This window comes from Bradyrhizobium sp. CCGB01, from assembly GCF_024199795.1.
GTDB lineage: Bacteria > Pseudomonadota > Alphaproteobacteria > Rhizobiales > Xanthobacteraceae > Bradyrhizobium.
On record NZ_JANADK010000001.1, the window covers coordinates 8,777,033 to 8,793,931 of the forward strand.

Below are 16,899 nucleotides of genomic sequence, written 5' to 3' on the forward strand. Positions count from 1 at the left end.
AACCGAACATCAGATCACGAGAGCCGACCGTATCAGGCGGGTCTCCAAGGACCGGAATCGGATAGTGCACGCCCTTCGCCCGCTGCTTCGCAAGTCCCTGTTCAATCTGTTCGCTGCGGCCCTCGCATGCACCGCGCTGCTTGCGCCGCGCACGGCGAACGCAGAAGCACTGCTGCTGATCGAAGCCGACAGCGGCAAGGTGCTGCAGGCGGAGAACGCGACCATTCCCTGGTATCCGGCCTCCGTCACCAAGATCATGACCGCCTATGTGACGCTGAAGGCGGTGAAGGACGGCAGGCTCACGCTCGATACGCTGCTCACGGTGTCGCCGACGGCCGCATCGCAGTCGCCGTCGAAGATGGGGTTCCGTCCGGGAACGCAGCTCACCGTCGACAACGCGCTGAAGATGATGATGGTGAAGTCGGCGAACGACATGGCCGTGGTGCTCGCCGAAGGCGTCGGCGGCTCGATCGACGGCTTCTCGGCGATGATGAACGACACCGCCGCAAGGCTCGGCATGACGCAGACGAGCTACGTCAATCCGAACGGCCTGCCCGCCGACGGCCAGATCACGTCGGCCCGCGACCTCGGCATTCTCGCGCGCTCGTTCCTGCGCGACCTGCCGGAATACGAGTACTTCGTGCACATCCCGGCGATCCGCTTCGGCAAGCGCGTCACCGGCAATTTCAACAAGCTGATCGGCCGCTATCCCGGCGCCGACGGTTTTAAGACCGGCTTCATCTGCGCCTCCGGCTACAACCTGGTGGCGTCGGCGACGCGCAACGGCCGCCGGCTGATCGCCGTCGTGCTCGGCGCCAATTCCGGCACCGCGCGCGCGGTGAAGGCGGCGCAGCTGCTCGAGCGCGGCTTCAGCCAGGACAATCTCACCTGGCTGCGCCCCTCGCTCGGCACCGTCGACAGGCTGGTACCGGTCGACGCCTCACCGCCGAACCTGCGCGAGGACATGTGCGGCGGTCATCGCAAGCGGCCGGCCAGCGACGATGACGACGCGCTGATCGCCACCAATGGCGGCACGTCCGGGTCGGCTTCCGCCACCGGCGGCGAAGCCCAGGTCAGCTTCTTCACGGCGGGCCTTCAGCCGCCGCTGATGAAGGCCTCCGAGCTGATGGCCACCGCTCCCGCTGCGGCCGAACCCGTGCTGGTCTATACCGGCCCGACCCGCACCGGCACCGCCCTGATCGCGGCAGTCGCGGCCGATGCCGACCAGCAGGCCACGCCAAAGCCGCGTGGCAAGAAGTCGCGCGTCGCCAGGAAGCCGGACGCAGCTGACAAGCCGAAAGACGCGGGCACCAAGACGGCGGCGAAGCCGGATGCCAAATCCGGCGCCAAGGGCGATACCAAGAGCGACACCAAGACCGCGGCCAAACCGGCCGGGGCCAGGCACGCTGCAGCAAAGCCTGATGCAGCCGCGAAGCCCGCTGCGAGCGGCGAGCCGGCGGCCAAGCCCGCCAAGCCCAAGGCCGCGACCAAGCCTGCCGCCAAGCCGGCCAACAACAGTTAACGCCCTTGCGGCCAAAACCGCCCCGCGCTTCGCACTTGCGGCAGCGCGGTTTGCGACGATTCCAGTAGCCACTCCCTGACCTTTGTCCTAAGCCTCGACCGGCTTGCCACCCGTTCCGGCAGGCTCGATACTGCCGGCAATGAGGCAAGCCCGAGACACAACGGGCTCTGGCAAATGAGGGGAGTTTTCCATGGAGCGCATCTGGCTCAAGCAATATCCGCCCGGCGTGCCCGCTGATATCGAGCCGACCCAATACGCATCGCTGGTCAACCTCTTGGAGGAGAGCTTCTCCAAATTCGCCGACCGCAAGGCGTTCATCTGCATGGACAAGGCGATCACCTATCGCGACCTCGACCAGATGTCGCTGGCGCTCGCGGCTTACTTGCAGGGTCGCGGTCTCCAGCGCGGCGCGCGCGTCGCGATCATGATGCCGAACGTGCTGCAATATCCGGTCGCCACCGCCGCCGTGCTGCGTGCCGGTTTCGCGGTGGTCAACGTCAACCCGCTCTACACGCCGCGCGAGCTCGAGCACCAGCTCAAGGATTCCGGCGCCGAAGCCATCATCGTGCTGGAGAATTTTGCCCACACGGTCGAGCAGGTGATCGCGAAGACACAAGTCAAGCATGTCATCGTCGGCAGCATGGGCGATCTGCTCGGCTTCAAGGGCGTGATCGTCAACCTGGTCGTCCGCCGCGTGAAGAAGATGGTGCCGGCCTGGTCGCTGCCGGGCGCGGTGTCTTTCAACGACGCGGTATCGGCCGGCCGCAGCATGACGTTCAACAAGCCAAAACTGTCGCCGGGCGACGTCGCCTTCCTGCAATATACCGGCGGCACCACCGGCGTCTCCAAGGGCGCCACCCTGCTCCACCGCAACATCGTCGCCAACGTCCTGCAAAACGACGCGTGGCTTCAGCCGGCGATGGCCGCACCTCCGCATGTCGATCAGCTCATGATCGTCTGCGCGCTGCCGCTCTATCACATCTTCGCGCTGACGGCCTGCTACCTGCTCGCGGTGCGCGCTGGCGGCTGCAATCTGCTGATCCCCAATCCGCGCGACATCGCGGGCTTCATCAAGGAGCTGGCGAAGTACCAGGTCAACAGCTTCCCGGCGGTGAACACGCTCTACAACGGGCTGATGCACCATCCCGACTTCAAGAAGCTCGACTTCTCCAAGCTGAAGATTTCGAACGGCGGCGGCATGGCGGTGCAGCGCCCGGTGGCCGAACAGTGGAAGGCCGTGACCGGCTGCTTCATCGCCGAAGGCTACGGCCTGTCGGAGACCTCGCCGACGCTGACCTGCAATCCGGCGACCACGACCGAGTTCTCGGGCTCGATCGGCATCCCCGTGCCCTCGACCTGGATCTCGATCCGTGACGATGACGGCAACGAGCTGCCGCTCGGCCAGCCCGGCGAGATCTGCGCCAAGGGCCCGCAGGTGATGTCGGGCTATTGGAACAGGCCGGAAGAGACCGCGAAGGTGATGACCGCGGACGGCTATTTCCGCACCGGCGATATCGGCGTGATGGACGAGAAGGGATACACCAAGATCGTGGACCGCAAGAAGGACATGATCCTGGTCTCCGGCTTCAACGTCTATCCGAACGAGATCGAGGAAGTGATCGCGAGCAATCCGGGCGTGCTCGAATGCGCCGTGATCGGCATCCCCGATTCCAAGTCGGGCGAGGCGGTGAAGGCGTTCGTGGTCAAGAAGGACCCGAACCTCACGGCGGAAGCCGTGATCAAGTTCTGCCAGGAGCAGCTCACCGGCTACAAGGTGCCCAAGCACATCGAATTCCGCACCGACCTGCCGAAGACCAATGTCGGCAAGATCCTGCGCCGGCAGCTCCGCGACGAGAAGAAGGCGGAGGCGGCGTAAGCCGCGCCTCTGGTTCATGACTGACGAGGCCAATATCAGCCCGGCCGGCATTCTCGCCTTCTGGCGCGAGGCCGGCCGCGAACGCTGGTACGAGCGGGACGACGCTTTCGACGCGGAGGTCAGGCTCCGTTTTCTTCCGCTATGGCAGAAGGCGGTTGCCGGCGAGCTGTCCTCGTGGGAGGCGAGCGACGACGGCACGCTCGCGCTCGTCATCGTGCTCGACCAGTTTCCCCGCAACATGTTTCGCGGTACGCCGCAGGCCTTTGCCAGCGACGCGCTGGCGCGCGACGTCACCCGCCGCGCCATCGATCGGGGCGTCGATCGCAGGATCGATCCGATCTTGCTCGAATTCCTCTATTTGCCCTTCATGCATTCCGAGCACCTGCCCGACCAATTGCATTGCGTCGCGCTGTTTCAGGACACCGACAATGCCGAGAACCTGAAATACGCGCGGGAGCACGCCGACATCATCCAGCGGTTCGGCCGCTTCCCCCACCGCAACCGCCTCCTCGGCCGCGACACCACCGAGGAGGAGCAGGCTTTCCTCGACGGCGGCGGGTTTGCCGGCTGATGACATCACGGTGAAAGACGACCGCCCTCGCCGCTTTCCCCGCCGGCAATATTGTGCAGGCCCGCTGCACGGTCTAAAAAGCGGGACCGATTTTCAGGGAGACTGACGATGGCGATCCAGACTGGCGACAAGCTGCCCGAGGCGAAATTCCGCGTGATGACGGCGGAAGGCCCGCAGGTGAAGACCACCGACGATATCTTCAAGGGCAAGAAGGTGGCGCTGTTCGCCGTGCCCGGCGCCTACACCGGCACCTGCCACAAGATGCATCTGCCGAGCATCTTCCTCAACGCCTACGCGATGAAGGACAAGGGCGTCGACACCATCGCCATCGTCTCCGTCAATGACGCTTTCGTCATGAACGCCTGGAAGCGCGACACCGACCAGCGCGACGAGGCCATCTTCCTCGCCGACGGTAACGCCGACTTCGCCAAGGCGATCGGCATGGAGCTCGACGCCTCCGGCAACGGCCTCGGCATCCGCTCCAAGCGTTATTCGATGCTGGTCGAGGACGGCGTGGTCAAGAAGCTGAACCTCGAGGCGATGCCCGGCAAGGTCGAGGTATCCGGCGGCGATACGCTGCTCGGGCAGCTCTGAGTCACGGCGGAAGTACCGTAGGGTGGGCAAAGGCGCGTCAGCGCCGTGCCCACCATCTTCCTCGATTTAAAAAAGTCGTGGGCACGCTTCGCTTTGCCCACCCTACGAAACCGGGCGATGACGGCGGAGAGTGTGGCCTCCTCGACGCCTACTCCCCCACCCGCTGCTGCAATCGCGCCTTCACGATTCCATCCCGCGCCAGCTGATCCGCCCGCTCGTTCTCCGGGTGCCCGGCGTGGCCCTTGACCCAATGCCAACGGACGTCATGTGCCTTCAGCGCGGCATCGAGGCGCTGCCATAGCTCGACATTCTTCACCGGCTTCTTGTCGGCGGTACGCCAGCCGTTGCGCTTCCAGCCGTGGATCCAGCCGGTGATGCCCTGCCGCACATACTGGCTGTCGGTGTAGAGATCGACCGTGCACGGCTTCTTCAGCGCTTCGAGCGCGGAGATCGCCGCCATCAATTCCATCTGGTTGTTGGTGGTGTGGCGCTCGCCGCCGTTCAGCTCTTTTTCCTTGTCGCCGAACTTCAGGATCGCGCCCCAGCCGCCGGGCCCGGGATTTCCCGAGCAGGCGCCGTCGGTATAGATCGTCACAATGGGAAGCTCGCTCACGCGACCAGTCCTGACGGCATCAGCCCGTAATCGCGCGCGCTGGACACGCTCTGGTGGAAGCGCAGCTTGCGGAAATATTCCAGCGGATCCTTCGGCTTGACCAGCGCGCCCGGAGGGACGTTGAGCCAGTCGACCAGCCGCGTCAGCAGGAAGCGGATCGCGGCGCCGCGCGCGAGCAGCGGCAGCGCGGCTTCTTCCGCCTCGGAGAGTTTTCGCACCCGGCCATAGGCATTGAGGAAGGCGCGCGCCTTGGTGACGTTGAACGAATGATCCGGCTCGAAACACCAGGCATTCAGGCAGATCGCGACGTCATAGGCCAGCATGTCGTTGCAGGCGAAGGTGAAGTCGATGATCCCCGAGAGCTTGTCGCCAAGGAAGAAGACGTTGTCGTTGAAGAGATCGGCGTGGATCACGCCCTCCGGCAGATTGTTCGGCCAGACCCCGCTCGAGAGATAATCGAGCTCGGCGGCGAGAAACGCATGCAGGCCCGGCTGGACCTCATCGGCGCGGCTTGCCGCCGCGTCGAACAGCGGCCGCCAGCCCGAGACCGACAGCGCATTGCCACGCTTGATCGCAAAATTGGCGCCGGCCAGATGCATCCTGGCCAGCCCCTCGCCGACGCCGGCACAATGGGTCGCGTTCGGCTTGCGCGGCCAGACGCCTTCGAGAAAGGTGATGATCGCGGCCGGACGGCCCGACAGCTCGCGCAGCGCCTCGCCGTCTCTGCCCTTTACCGGCAGCGGGCAGTTGACGCCGTGCTCGGCGAGATGCGTCATCAGCGCCAGGAAGAACGGCAGATCGTTCTTCGCCACGCGCTTCTCATAGAGCGTGAGGATGAACGAGCCTTGACCCGTGTGCAGCAGGAAGTTTGAATTCTCGACGCCCTCGGCGATGCCCTTGTATGAGAGCAATTCGCCGAGATCGTATTGCTTCAGGAAATCCGCAAGCTCGTCGGCGGCAACGTCGGTGTAGACCGCCATAAAGGTCTACTCGGCGGCGGCTTCGGGGCGCACCTGACGCGGCAGCGGGAAGAACTCGTTCTCCTCCGCGGCCGAGACCGTCTCGACATGCAGCGTGTAGCGCTCGGCGAACGCGTCCATGATCTCCTCGACGATCACTTCCGGCGCGGACGCGCCCGCGGTGATGCCGAGGCTCTTGATGTTGCCGAACTTGTCCCAGTCGATGTCGGTGGCGCGCTGCGCCAGCACCGCGATCCCGCAGCCCTCGCGCTCGGCGACCTCGCGCAGGCGCTGCGAGTTCGACGAATTGGGGGCGCCGACAACGATCAGCGCGTCGACCACCGGCGCCACCTTCTTCACCGCGAGCTGGCGGTTGGTGGTGGCGTAGCAGATGTCTTCCTTGTGCGGGCCGTTGATGTTCGGGAAGCGCTCCTTGAGCAGCGCCACGATCTCGGCGGTGTCGTCGATCGACAGCGTGGTCTGGGTCACGAAGGCGATGTTGTCGGGGTTCTTCGGGACGATCGTCTTGGCGTCCTCGGCGGTTTCGATCAGGGTCACGGCGCCGACCGGAAGCTGGCCGAGCGTGCCGACCACTTCGGGGTGGTGGGAGTGGCCGATCAGGAAGATCTCGCGGCCGCGCTTGAAGTGGATCGCGGCCTCGCGGTGCACCTTGGTCACCAGCGGGCAGGTCGCATCCAGCGAGAACAGGTTGCGCGACGTGGCGTCGGCCGGAACCGATTTCGGCACGCCATGGGCCGAGAACACCACCGGCGCGGTGGTGTTTTCCGGGATTTCGGCGAGCTCTTCGACGAAAATGGCACCCTTCTTCTTCAACCCGTCGACGACGTATTTGTTGTGCACAATCTCGTGGCGAACATAGACGGGGGCGCCGTATTTATCGAGCGCCCGTTCCACGGTGTCGATCGCCCGGACCACCCCGGCGCAGAAGCCGCGGGGAGAACAAAGCACGATCTTAAGGTCTGGTTTGGCTGACATTGAGCGATCTCGGGACCGAATCACCCGTTTCGCCTTCTGGCGGGGGCGGTCAATGGATGGAATTGGGCTTAAAAGGGTCTGCTAGGACTTTACAGGCGCTTCTAAGGGAATTGGGCCCCCTTTAGGCCGCTGTCAAGGCACTATCTATAGCAGAACCATTGCGTGGTTAGCCCCTCCGGGCTTATATAGCGCGAATTCCCTGTCATCGCTGATGACCACCGGTTTCGCCTCCAGAGGGGTGGGCGAAGCACAAAGGAGATTTGCCATGAGCAACGCACCTCTGATGCCCAAGGCGACCGCCGTTTGGCTGCTCGACAACACCGCGCTGACCTTCGACCAGGTCGCCGATTTCACCAAGATGCATCCCCTCGAGGTGCGCGCGATCGCCGACGGCGATGCCGCCCAGGGCATCAAGGGCATGGATCCCCTCTCCAACGGCCAGTTGACCCGTGAGGAGATCGAGAAGGGCGAGAACAACCCGGACTACCGGCTCCGCCTCCAGGAGAGCAAGGTCGTGCTGCCGCCGCAGCCGAAGCGCAAGGGCCCGCGCTACACGCCGGTCTCCCGCCGCCACGAGCGCCCGAGCGCCATCCTCTGGCTGCTGCGCAGCCATCCGGAGCTCAAGGACGCCCAGATCATGCGCCTGGTCGGCACCACCAAGAGCACCATCGCCAGCGTTCGCGACCGCACCCACTGGAACACCTCCCAGCTGACCCCGATCGACCCGGTGACCCTCGGCCTCTGCTCGCAGATCGAGCTCGATTTCGAAGTGGCGCGCGCGGCGAAGGAAAAGCCGATCGACGCGGCCTATGGCGGCGCCACGCTGCTGCCGGCCTCCGAGACCACCAAGAAGGACGAGTACGAACCCGCGGAGCGATCGAGCGACGACCTCAACGTCGACGCCGTGTTCGCCAAGCTGAAGACGCTCGGCGGCAAGAAGCAGGACGAGGAGGAGGAGTAAGTCCCTCCTCTCAACTCTTCATCGAATGCAAACGCGGCGGGATGACCCGCCGCGTTTTTGTTTCGGCTTACGATGAAGATCGCACCCATCGTCGCCGCTGGAGCCGTCAATATGCGGCTCGCGCGATCGGCAAGTCAGCCCAGCTCGATCGTGTCGTTGATCTCGTGGACGAGTCCGACGCTGTCGATCGTCAGCACCATCTTCGCGTTGAGCTGCTCATGGCCCTTTATCCGGCCCGCCGCGATCGCATCGCGCACGGCCTTCTCGATCTCACGCTGCGAGGTGACACCGACTTGCTTCAGGAATTTACGCAGGCTGGTGTTGAACTGGTCCTCGTTCATAACGGCCTCCGTTGAGCGGGACGGCCTACGGCCGCTCGGGGTGGTTCAGCATGTATTCGCCGAGGTCGCGTTGGCGGCGATCGGCGCGCGCGGTGGCGGCATTGCGCTGGACGTCGCGGTCCTTGCGGCAGGCCACGTATTCGGGCGAGCCCTGCGCATAGCCCCGGCTCTGGCAGACCGCGTCGTCATCGTCCCCACCCATCGCCACCGGCGTCTGGTAGCGCGCGGAGCAGGCGGAGAGAGCGATGGCGAGAGCTACGGCTGCAAGCAGGCGCGGCGCGGTGGCGAGTGGCATACGAGGTTCCCTGTTGGCCGGCCCTGTTTAGCGCGGAATGAGGAGATTGTAAGTCCCTGGGCGCTGTTCCCCCACTCGCTGTCATTCCCCGCGAAGGCGGGGAATCCAGTACTCCGCGACGGACATTGGGGACACATCTCGCGCCGCGGAGTACTGGATCACCCGCTTTCGCGGGTGATGACGGCTGAGGTTGGAGAGAGAGGGTCGCGCCTCACCAGCATGGCGACCGGACATCAAACCTCACACCCTCCCCTTCAGCGCCTCGCCGATCTCGTCCAGCACCTTGGGGTCCTCGATCGTGGCCGGCATGGTCCAGGCTTCGCCGTCGGCGATCTTCTTGATGGTGCCGCGCAGGATCTTTCCCGAGCGCGTCTTGGGCAGGCGGCCGACGGTGATGGCGAGCTTGAAGGCAGCGACCGGGCCGAGCCGGTTGCGCACCAGCGCGACGATCTCCTTCTCGATCTCCGCGGGCGGCCGCTTCACGCCGGCCTTGAGCACCAGGAAGCCGCAGGGCACCTCGCCCTTGATGGCATCCTTGACGCCGAGCACCGCGCATTCGGCGACGTCGGGATGCGAGGCCAGGATCTCCTCCATGCCGCCGGTGGAGAGACGATGGCCGGCGACGTTGATGATGTCGTCGGTGCGGCCCATGACGAAAACATAGCCGTCCTCGTCCTTGTAGCCGGCATCGGAGGTTTTGTAGTAGCCGGGGAATTCGGTGAGATAGGCTTCCTTGAACCGGTCGTCCTGATTCCACAGCGTCGGCAGGCAGCCCGGCGGCATCGGCAGCTTGATGACGATCGAGCCCATGGTGTTCGGGCCGACGGGCTTGGCGGCTTCGTCCACGACATCGACCTGGTAGCCAGGCATCGGCACCGTCGGCGAGCCATGCTTCACCGGCAGCATGCCGAGACCGACGGGATTGCCGGCGATGCACCAGCCCGTCTCGGTCTGCCACCAATGATCGATCACCGGCACCTTCAACTGCTGCTCGGCCCATTCCACCGTCGGCGGGTCGGCGCGCTCGCCGGCGAGGAACAGCGTGCGGAATTTGGAGAGGTCGTATTGCCGGATGAACTTGCCTTCCGGATCCTCCTTGCGGATCGCGCGGAACGCGGTCGGCGCGGTGAAGAAGGCGACCGCCTTGTGCTCGCTGATGACGCGCCAGAACGCGCCGGCATCGGGCGTGCCGATCGGCTTGCCCTCATACATGATCGAGGTCGCGCCGTGCAGCAGCGGGCCGTAGATGATGTAGCTGTGGCCGACCACCCAGCCGATGTCGGAGCCGCACCACCAGACCTCGCCCGGCTTGACGCCATAGAGGTTGAACATCGACCATTTCACCGCGACCAGATGGCCGCCATTGTCGCGCACGACGCCCTTGGGAATCCCGGTCGTGCCTGACGTGTAGAGGATGTAGAGCGGATCGGTGGCGGCGACAGGCACGCAAGGGGCTTTCTTGCCGTCGTTGATCGCCTTGCGGCGCAGGCTCGCCCAATCGTAGTCGCGGCCGGGCGTGAGGTCGCAGACGAGCTGCGGACGCTGCAGCACGATGCAGGCCTTCGGCTTCGTGCCGGCAAGCTTGATCGCCTCGTCGAGCAGCGGCTTGTACTGCACGATGCGGCCGGGCTCGATGCCGCAGCTTGCGGAGAGAATGAGCTTCGGCTGGGCATCGTCGATACGGGTGGCGAGCTCCTTGGCGGCAAAGCCGCCGAACACCACCGAGTGCACCGCACCGATGCGCGCGCAGGCGAGCATCGCGACCACCGCCTCCGGCACCATCGGCATATAGAGGATGACGCGATCGCCCTTGGCGACGCCAAAATCCTGCATGACGGCGCCGAGCGCCTGCACCTCGGCCAAGAGCTCGGCATAGGTGAATTTGGTGACCGCGCTCGTCAGCGGCGAATCATGGATCAGCGCGACCTGGTCGGCGCGGCCGCGTTCGACATGGCGGTCGAGCGCGTTGTAGCAGGTGTTGACGACGCCGCCCGTGTACCAACGGCCATAGACGCCCTGCGCGCCGTCGAAAATCGTCTTCGGCGGCTCGATCCAGTCGATCTCCGTGGCCGCCTCGGCCCAAAAGCCCTGGGGATCAGCCAGCGAGCGCGCGTGGACCTCGTGATAGAGACTCTTCCCCTGGGCATTCATTCCCGCGCTCCCGTTCCCTTTATCCGCCTGGCCTCGACCTTGCGGCAGGACAGACGTCCCGCCATGACAGGGATCAAGCACTGGCGTAGTTTGAGGGCTATTTTCCCGGGAACGGGCCGCGGTTCAAGCTGAAAAGAACTGGAAATGGCGTCCCTCTCCCCGTTCGTTCGGGGCCGCGACGAGTTTCGCTCGCGCGGAGCGGGTTGCGGTGAGGGGCGGCTAGCTCTCCATCGCATTCAGCCGCTGCAGGCGATCCTGCATGACCTTCCGCAGATCATAGCCGGGCCGACCAAAGCTGGCGTTGCGCGTGCTGAGGAAATCGCGCTGGGTCTTGCGCAGGTCGCCGGCCGAGCGCTTGCTCGCGGACTTGAGCACGCGCTCATAGGTCTCGGCAATCTGGCGGTCGAGTACGCCCAGTTGCGGATCGGCGCAGATCACCTTCTCGACCTCGCGCCTGGCCGTGGCGCAGTCGAACGACGGACCATTGCCGGAATTCGCTGCGAGAGGGCGCGGCGGCTCGGCACCGAATTTGGCGATCTCGGAGATCATGGTGCGGCGGCCGGCGGCGGCATTCTCGTTGCCGGGATCGAGCTTCAGCGCGGTCTCGTAATCGGCCAGCGCCTTCTTGCGCTCGCCCATCTTCTTGTAGAGCACCGCGCGATTGTTATAGGTCTGCGCAAAATTCGGATCGATCTTCAGCGCGGCCTCGTAGTCGCTCAGCGCCGTGCCAAGCTCGCCCTTGAGCTGGTAGGAATCGCCGCGGTTGGTGAAGAAGTTCGGCCGCGGCGCCAGCCGCAGCGCCTGGTCGTAATCGGCGATTGCCTTGTCGTATTCCTTCATTGCAGCATAGGTGAGCCCGCGGTTGTCAAAATATTCGGGCACCTTTGGATCGAGCCTGATCGCCTCGCCGTCGTCCGCGACCGCCTTGTCGAGCTGGCCGAGCTTCTTGTAGGCCGCGCCGCGGTTGGTGTAGCTGCGCGGCCGGTTCGGATCGAGCCGCAGCGCCTCGCTGAGATCCTTGATCGCTTTCTCATTGTCGCCGCCGAGATAATAGTTCACGCCGCGATCGGACCAGGCCTGCGCATCGTCCGGCTTCAGCTTGATCGCCTGGTCGTAATCGGCGAGCGCGCGGTCGAGCCTGCGCTGGGTGGTGTAGACCACGCCGCGCAGCTCATAGGCCTCCGCATCCTGCGGATCGAGCTCGATCGCCTTGCTGAGGTCCGAAGCGGCGCGATTGAGATCGCCGCCGGCCTCGCGCAGGAGATCGCCGCGCAAGCGCCAGGCTTTGGCATTCTTGCCGTCGAGCGCGATGGCGCGGTCGATATCCCGCAGCGCCTGCGTGAGGCCGCCCGAGGTCCGCGCATTGGCGTCAGCGCGAACCAGCAGAGCCGTGGCGCGCTCGGAGGATGAATTTGAAGCCTGGTCGATGATGGCGCTGCAAGCCGGAACAAGTTCGGCCGGCGCGGCCTTGCTGCCCATCACGCAACCGGTGCCGGCCGAGGCCGGGGCTGCCAGGATCAGGCTCACCGCAGCGCTGAGGAGGAAGGCGCGCAGCGAGATTTTGGCAAACGGCGACGTTTGCGCGGAAGGGTGCACGCCGCACATCGGGAAGGCTCCGTGACATCAGGTTTTCACCATTGTCGCGGCGGGGAAGCGATGGGTTCAATTCGGGCCGGGTCAGGGACGCGCCGGCGCCCGCTCTCTCTCCCGCTTGCGGGGAAAGGCGAAGATTCCCTCAATACCCGTCGACCCCGTTGATCCGTTGCAGCCGCTCCTGCATCGCCTTCTTCAAATCGTACCCCGGCCGGCCGAACCCCGCATTGCGGCGGGCAATAAAATCGTCCTGCTCGCGCTGGAGCGCCTTGGCTTCCGCGGGACTGCGCGCCTCCCGGATCACGCGCGCATTCGATCCAAAGATCTCCCGATCGAGGTCGGCGAGCTCGCGGTTTCCGCAGATCGCCTTTTCCACGGCACGGCGCGCGCTCCTGCAATTGAAGCTGGGCTTGCCGGCGACGGCCATCTGAGCACCGATCCGCTCGAGCTCGCGCGCCATCGCCTTGTGATTGGCCCTGGCTTTCTCGTGGTTCGGATCGATCTTCAGCGCCGCACCGAAATCCTGCACCGCCTTGGGCTTGTCGCCCTTCTTCAGCCAGAGCTCGCCACGGGCGTTGAAGAGGTCGGCGAGGGTGGGATCGAGCAGCAGAGCGCGGCTGTCGTCGGCGATCGCACGGTCGATCTGATCGTGCCGCGCCAGAATCGCGCCGCGCGCGATCAGCGCCTTGACCAGGTCCGCCTTCGCCGTCTTCTCGTTGTCGATGACCGCCGCGCAGGCGGGACCGGCCTTGTCCATGTCGTCGGCCGCGGCCGCGGCAAGGCACGGGGCGATGTCGACCTGCGTGACGGCAGCCGGCTCGCCGCCGGTCGCGGCGTGGGACACGCTGAGCGACAGCACGGAGAGCGCGACGGCCCCTGACAGTTGAACAAGTTTTTGAAAACGCATGCTTGTTGCAGTCGGAAAGTCTTGCCTTGGGGCCGTACTATCCACCATACGGCCGGATTGGTGCTAGCTTGTGGCGCCGCTCAAATCGGTTTCGGGGACGATCGTGTCGACATTCGAATGGATCATCGCGCTTCTGCTCGGCGCCGTTGCATTATCGGCGCTGGCGCGGCGGATCAAGGTCCCCTACCCGACCTTTCTCGCCATCGGCGGCGCCCTGATCGCCTTCGTGCCGAACAGCCCGTCCTGGACGCTCGAACCCGACCTCGCCTTGGCGCTTTTTGTCGCACCGGTGCTGATGGACGCCGCCTTCGACACCTCGCTGCGGGACTTGCGCAACAACTGGGTTCCGGTCTCCACCCTGGTGGTGGCCGCGGTCGGCCTGACCACAATTGGCGTGGCCTTCGTCGCGCACCGGCTGATGCCTGACATGCCCTGGGCCGCCGCCATTGCGCTCGGCGCCATCGTGGCGCCGCCGGACGCCGCGGCTGCGGTTGCGATCCTGAGCCAGGTCAAGCTGCCCTATCGTATGGTGAAGGTGCTGGAGGGCGAGAGCCTGCTCAACGACGCCAGCGCGCTGTTGATCTATCGCATCGCAGTCGGCGCAGTCGTCATGGAGCACCTGAAATGGAGCGAGGTCGCGCCGACGATTGCGCTCGGGCTGGTCGGCAGCGTCCTCGCCGGTCTTCTGGCGGGGCGCATCATCCCGCTGTTCCTGGAACGCGTGACGGAAGCACCGAGCGCGATCATCGTGCAGTTCGCCACCACCTTCATGGTCTGGATCGCGGCCGAGCATCTCGGCCTCTCCGGCATCCTCACCATCGTCGTCTATGCCATCACCGTCGCGCGCACGGCGGGGGCACGCATGCCGGCACGGCTGCGAGTGCCATCCTATGCCGTGTGGGAGACGATCGTGTTCGTCCTCAACGTCCTCGCCTTCATGCTGATCGGCATGCAGATGCGCCCGATCTGGACACGGCTGGACGCGGAAGTCCGCTGGGAATATTGCGTGGCCGCCGCCTGGATCCTGCTCACGGTGGTGCTGGTGCGGCTTGCCTGGGTCACGTTCTACCGCACGACGCTGCGCGTGCTGATCGCACGCGGGCTCTATCATCCGAAGGATCCCAAGCAGGTCGCCTCGCCGAGGGGCGGCCTCATCATCTCCTGGTGCGGCATGCGTGGCCTCGTCACGCTCGCCACCGCTTTTGCTTTGCCGGAGAATTTTCCCTATCGCGACTTCATCGTCTTCATCGCCTTTGCGGTTGTGCTGGGCTCGCTGATCATCCAGGGCCTGACGCTGCGGCCGCTGATCCTGGCCTTCGGCCTCAAGGACGACGATCCCGTCGGCATCGAGGTCGCGCGCGCCCGCGCGGTCGCCTATCGTGCCGCGCTCGATGCGATCGAGGACGACCCGTCGGAGGAAGCGGAAATCCTGCGGCTCGAATACCGCGCCATCCTGATGCAGGCAGACGACGATCCGCACGGCGGCATCGCCAGCGGCGAATTGCCCGCCGATCCCCTGCGCCGCCGCGCCATCGAAGCAGCGCGCAAATCGATCTTCGACCTCCGCGCCACCGAAGTGATCGGCGACGACGCATTTCACAAGATCGAGGAAGAGCTCGATCGCGCAGAATTGAGCGCGGGGGGATAAAGCTTGTTTACCTCGCCCCGCTTGCGGGGAGAGGTCGACGCGCGCAGCGCGGCGGGTGAGGGGGTACAGGTCAGTCGGCAGACTCGCATGCGGAGAGAGCCCCTCACCCCGACCCTCTCCCCGTAAGGACGGGGAGAGGGAGAGCATTGAACCAAACACCGCCGCTCCAGACTCACTCCTGATGACGACCCTGATCGACGACCGTCGTGTACGCGCGCGTGATGCGTCGCCTGCACGATATTTTTATCTCAATATGGCACTGGCCTGCGCCGCCACCGCGTTTCTCGGCTTCGCACCGACCTATTTCGTTCCGCTCGCGCAGCGGACGTTTTCCGCGAGCCCGGTGATTCATTTTCACGCGCTCCTGTTCTTCACCTGGTCTCTCTATTTCGTGATCCAGACCTGGCTCGCGGCGTCGGGCCGCGTGGTCAATCACCGCGCGCTCGGGATTGCCGGCGTGTCGCTTGCGACCGCGATGACGATCTTCGGCTTCCTCGCCTCCGTGCACGTGATGCAGCACGCAGCCGCGCTCGGGCAGAAGGACGCCGGCATCGGCTTCTCGATCGTGCCGATGAGCGGCATCGCGTTCTTCGCGGTGGTGTTCGTGCTCGCGATCGTGAACACGCGCAAACCCGAGATTCACAAGCGCCTGATGCTGCTGGCCGCGGTCTCGATCCTCGATGCCGCGATCGCGCGCTGGTTCCTGACGTTTCTCGCGCCTCCCGGACCGCCCGGCCCGCCGCCGGTACCCGTAACGATCGCCCCGGCCGTGGTCGCCTCGCTCCTGCTCGTCGTCGCCATGGTGCGCGACTGGCGCAGCGATGGCCGCGTCCATCCGGTCTACATCTACGGCACGCTTGCGCTGCTGGCAGTGAAGGTCTTGAACTGGCCGATCAGCGAGACCGCCGCGTGGCATTCATTCGCCGGCGGGATTCTGGCGCTGGCGCAGTAAATCACCACTGTCGTCCCGGACAAGCGAAGCGCAGATCCGGGACGACAGCGGAGATTGGAATTACGCCCCCGCCTTGCACGTGATGCCGCCGTCCACCACGAGCTCGATCCCCGTCACATATTTGGATTCGTCCGACGCCAGAAACAGCGCGGCATTCGCGACGTCCCAGGCCTCGCCCATGTGGCCCATCGGCACCTGCGCATCGCGGGCGCGCCACATCGCCTCGACATCGCCCTTGGCGTAGCTGTTGGCGAGACCTGCCGAATGCTCCACCATCGGCGTCTTCATCAGGCCGGGCAGGATCGCATTCACCCGCACATGGTTCTTCGCGAACTCGATCGCGGTGGAGCGCGTCAGCTGGTTCATCGCCGCCTTGCTGGCGTTGTAGCTGACATAGGAAATCCCGACATGGCGGATCGAGGCGATCGAGGAGATGTTGATGATGGAGCCGCCGCCCTGCTTCACCATGACCGGAATGACGTGCTTCATGGCGAGATAGGCGCTCTTGAGGTTGACGGTGAAGACGCGGTCCCAGCTCTCCTCGGCCACCTCGACCACACTGCCCATCTCGGCGATGCCGACATTGTTGTCGAGTACGTCGATGCGGCCATAGGCCTTCAGGCACGCCGCAACCATCGCCTCGATCTCGCTCGCGCGGGAGACGTCCGCGGTGAAGGCGGTCGCATTGCCGCCTTCGCCCGTGATGATCTTCGCGGTCTCCTCGGCGGCGGCGCCGTTGCGATCGACGCAAAACACCTGCGCGCCCTCGCGCGCAAAGGTCACCGCGGTGGCCTTGCCGTTGCCCCAGCCGGGTCCGATCGAGCCGGCCCCCACCACCATCGCAACCTTGCCCTTGAGCCGATCCATCGCGTGTCTCCCGTGTTGTTGTTCTTGTAGCCCGGATGAGCGAAGCGATATCC

At 65.1% G+C, this 16,899-nt stretch carries 16 protein-coding genes; 7 read left to right on the forward strand and 9 right to left on the reverse strand.

Annotated features, from left to right (window positions below; translation table 11 throughout):
* Positions 1-64: 64 nt before the first annotated feature.
* The 4 genes from NLM25_RS41330 (at position 65) to NLM25_RS41345 (ending at position 4,563) form a co-directional block, all read left to right on the forward strand.
* A complete protein-coding gene (locus tag NLM25_RS41330; RefSeq protein WP_254140733.1) occupies positions 65-1,522 on the forward strand; it encodes a D-alanyl-D-alanine carboxypeptidase family protein in 1,458 nt (485 codons plus the stop codon).
* Positions 1,523-1,712: 190 nt separating this feature from the next.
* Positions 1,713-3,398 carry a long-chain fatty acid--CoA ligase gene (locus NLM25_RS41335; protein ID WP_254140734.1) on the forward strand — a complete coding sequence of 562 codons (1,686 nt, stop codon included), beginning with the start codon at positions 1,713-1,715 and terminating at the stop codon, positions 3,396-3,398.
* Between the two features lie 16 nt (positions 3,399-3,414).
* Entirely contained in the window at positions 3,415-3,969 is a 555-nt protein-coding gene (locus NLM25_RS41340; protein ID WP_254140735.1) for a DUF924 family protein, read from the forward strand.
* 108 nt (positions 3,970-4,077) lie between these two features.
* A complete protein-coding gene (locus tag NLM25_RS41345) occupies positions 4,078-4,563 on the forward strand; it encodes a peroxiredoxin (RefSeq protein ID WP_007597501.1) in 486 nt (161 codons plus the stop codon).
* Positions 4,564-4,711: 148 nt separating this feature from the next.
* Here the strand turns inward: NLM25_RS41345 and rnhA are convergent, their stop codons facing one another.
* From rnhA to ispH, 3 genes are read right to left on the reverse strand one after another with little or no spacing between them, the layout of a single operon-like run.
* The gene (gene rnhA, locus NLM25_RS41350) at positions 4,712-5,176 is read right to left on the reverse strand and encodes a ribonuclease HI (protein WP_254140736.1); all 465 of its coding nucleotides are present in this window, start codon (positions 5,174-5,176) and stop codon (positions 4,712-4,714) included.
* Positions 5,173-6,156 (reverse strand): homoserine kinase, encoded by a 984-nt coding sequence (locus NLM25_RS41355; protein ID WP_254140737.1) that lies wholly within the window; start codon positions 6,154-6,156, stop codon positions 5,173-5,175. The genes rnhA and NLM25_RS41355 overlap by 4 nt, the downstream gene beginning before the upstream one ends.
* A gap of 6 nt (positions 6,157-6,162) precedes the next feature.
* On the reverse strand, positions 6,163-7,131 hold the full coding sequence (gene ispH / locus NLM25_RS41360; RefSeq protein ID WP_254140738.1) for a 4-hydroxy-3-methylbut-2-enyl diphosphate reductase: 969 nt from the start codon (positions 7,129-7,131) through the stop codon (positions 6,163-6,165).
* A 265-nt stretch (positions 7,132-7,396) separates the two neighbouring features.
* On the opposite strand from ispH, the gene NLM25_RS41365 reads away from it, so the two are divergent.
* The gene (locus tag NLM25_RS41365) at positions 7,397-8,092 is read left to right on the forward strand and encodes a DUF1013 domain-containing protein (RefSeq protein WP_254123656.1); all 696 of its coding nucleotides are present in this window, start codon (positions 7,397-7,399) and stop codon (positions 8,090-8,092) included.
* A gap of 134 nt (positions 8,093-8,226) precedes the next feature.
* Here the strand turns inward: NLM25_RS41365 and NLM25_RS41370 are convergent, their stop codons facing one another.
* From NLM25_RS41370 to NLM25_RS41390, 5 genes are all read right to left on the reverse strand, one after another.
* A complete protein-coding gene (locus tag NLM25_RS41370; RefSeq protein WP_254140739.1) occupies positions 8,227-8,433 on the reverse strand; it encodes a DUF6494 family protein in 207 nt (68 codons plus the stop codon).
* 25 nt (positions 8,434-8,458) lie between these two features.
* Positions 8,459-8,728 carry a hypothetical protein gene (locus NLM25_RS41375; protein WP_027561414.1) on the reverse strand — a complete coding sequence of 90 codons (270 nt, stop codon included), beginning with the start codon at positions 8,726-8,728 and terminating at the stop codon, positions 8,459-8,461.
* A 240-nt stretch (positions 8,729-8,968) separates the two neighbouring features.
* The gene (locus NLM25_RS41380) at positions 8,969-10,879 is read right to left on the reverse strand and encodes a propionyl-CoA synthetase (protein WP_254140740.1); all 1,911 of its coding nucleotides are present in this window, start codon (positions 10,877-10,879) and stop codon (positions 8,969-8,971) included.
* A 219-nt stretch (positions 10,880-11,098) separates the two neighbouring features.
* Positions 11,099-12,484, reverse strand: coding sequence for a tetratricopeptide repeat protein (locus NLM25_RS41385; protein ID WP_254140741.1), 1,386 nt, complete (start codon positions 12,482-12,484; stop codon positions 11,099-11,101).
* A 130-nt stretch (positions 12,485-12,614) separates the two neighbouring features.
* Complete coding sequence (locus tag NLM25_RS41390; protein WP_254140742.1) at positions 12,615-13,379, reverse strand: tetratricopeptide repeat protein; 765 nt, start codon at positions 13,377-13,379, stop codon at positions 12,615-12,617.
* 70 nt (positions 13,380-13,449) lie between these two features.
* Between NLM25_RS41390 and NLM25_RS41395 the strand changes: the two genes are divergently transcribed.
* The gene (locus tag NLM25_RS41395) at positions 13,450-15,027 is read left to right on the forward strand and encodes a sodium:proton antiporter (protein ID WP_254140743.1); all 1,578 of its coding nucleotides are present in this window, start codon (positions 13,450-13,452) and stop codon (positions 15,025-15,027) included.
* Positions 15,028-15,208: 181 nt separating this feature from the next.
* Positions 15,209-15,979, forward strand: coding sequence for a hypothetical protein (locus NLM25_RS41400; protein WP_254140744.1), 771 nt, complete (start codon positions 15,209-15,211; stop codon positions 15,977-15,979).
* 60 nt (positions 15,980-16,039) lie between these two features.
* On the opposite strand, the gene NLM25_RS41405 is transcribed toward NLM25_RS41400, so the two are convergent.
* The gene (locus NLM25_RS41405; RefSeq protein WP_254123668.1) at positions 16,040-16,846 is read right to left on the reverse strand and encodes an SDR family NAD(P)-dependent oxidoreductase; all 807 of its coding nucleotides are present in this window, start codon (positions 16,844-16,846) and stop codon (positions 16,040-16,042) included.
* Between the last annotated feature and the right edge of the window lie 53 nt (positions 16,847-16,899).

Coding starts and splice junctions, on each gene's coding strand:
- NLM25_RS41335 (WP_254140734.1), top strand. CDS start 1,713: ATGGAGCGCATCTGGCTCAAGCAATATCCGCCCGGCGTGCCCGCTGAT.
- NLM25_RS41340 (WP_254140735.1), top strand. CDS start 3,415: ATGACTGACGAGGCCAATATCAGCCCGGCCGGCATTCTCGCCTTCTGG.
- NLM25_RS41345 (WP_007597501.1), top strand. CDS start 4,078: ATGGCGATCCAGACTGGCGACAAGCTGCCCGAGGCGAAATTCCGCGTG.
- NLM25_RS41355 (WP_254140737.1), bottom strand. CDS start 6,156: ATGGCGGTCTACACCGACGTTGCCGCCGACGAGCTTGCGGATTTCCTG.
- ispH (WP_254140738.1), bottom strand. CDS start 7,131: ATGTCAGCCAAACCAGACCTTAAGATCGTGCTTTGTTCTCCCCGCGGC.
- NLM25_RS41365 (WP_254123656.1), top strand. CDS start 7,397: ATGAGCAACGCACCTCTGATGCCCAAGGCGACCGCCGTTTGGCTGCTC.
- NLM25_RS41370 (WP_254140739.1), bottom strand. CDS start 8,433: ATGAACGAGGACCAGTTCAACACCAGCCTGCGTAAATTCCTGAAGCAA.
- NLM25_RS41375 (WP_027561414.1), bottom strand. CDS start 8,728: ATGCCACTCGCCACCGCGCCGCGCCTGCTTGCAGCCGTAGCTCTCGCC.
- NLM25_RS41380 (WP_254140740.1), bottom strand. CDS start 10,879: ATGAATGCCCAGGGGAAGAGTCTCTATCACGAGGTCCACGCGCGCTCG.
- NLM25_RS41385 (WP_254140741.1), bottom strand. CDS start 12,484: ATGTGCGGCGTGCACCCTTCCGCGCAAACGTCGCCGTTTGCCAAAATC.
- NLM25_RS41390 (WP_254140742.1), bottom strand. CDS start 13,379: ATGCGTTTTCAAAAACTTGTTCAACTGTCAGGGGCCGTCGCGCTCTCC.
- NLM25_RS41400 (WP_254140744.1), top strand. CDS start 15,209: ATGACGACCCTGATCGACGACCGTCGTGTACGCGCGCGTGATGCGTCG.
- NLM25_RS41405 (WP_254123668.1), bottom strand. CDS start 16,846: ATGGATCGGCTCAAGGGCAAGGTTGCGATGGTGGTGGGGGCCGGCTCG.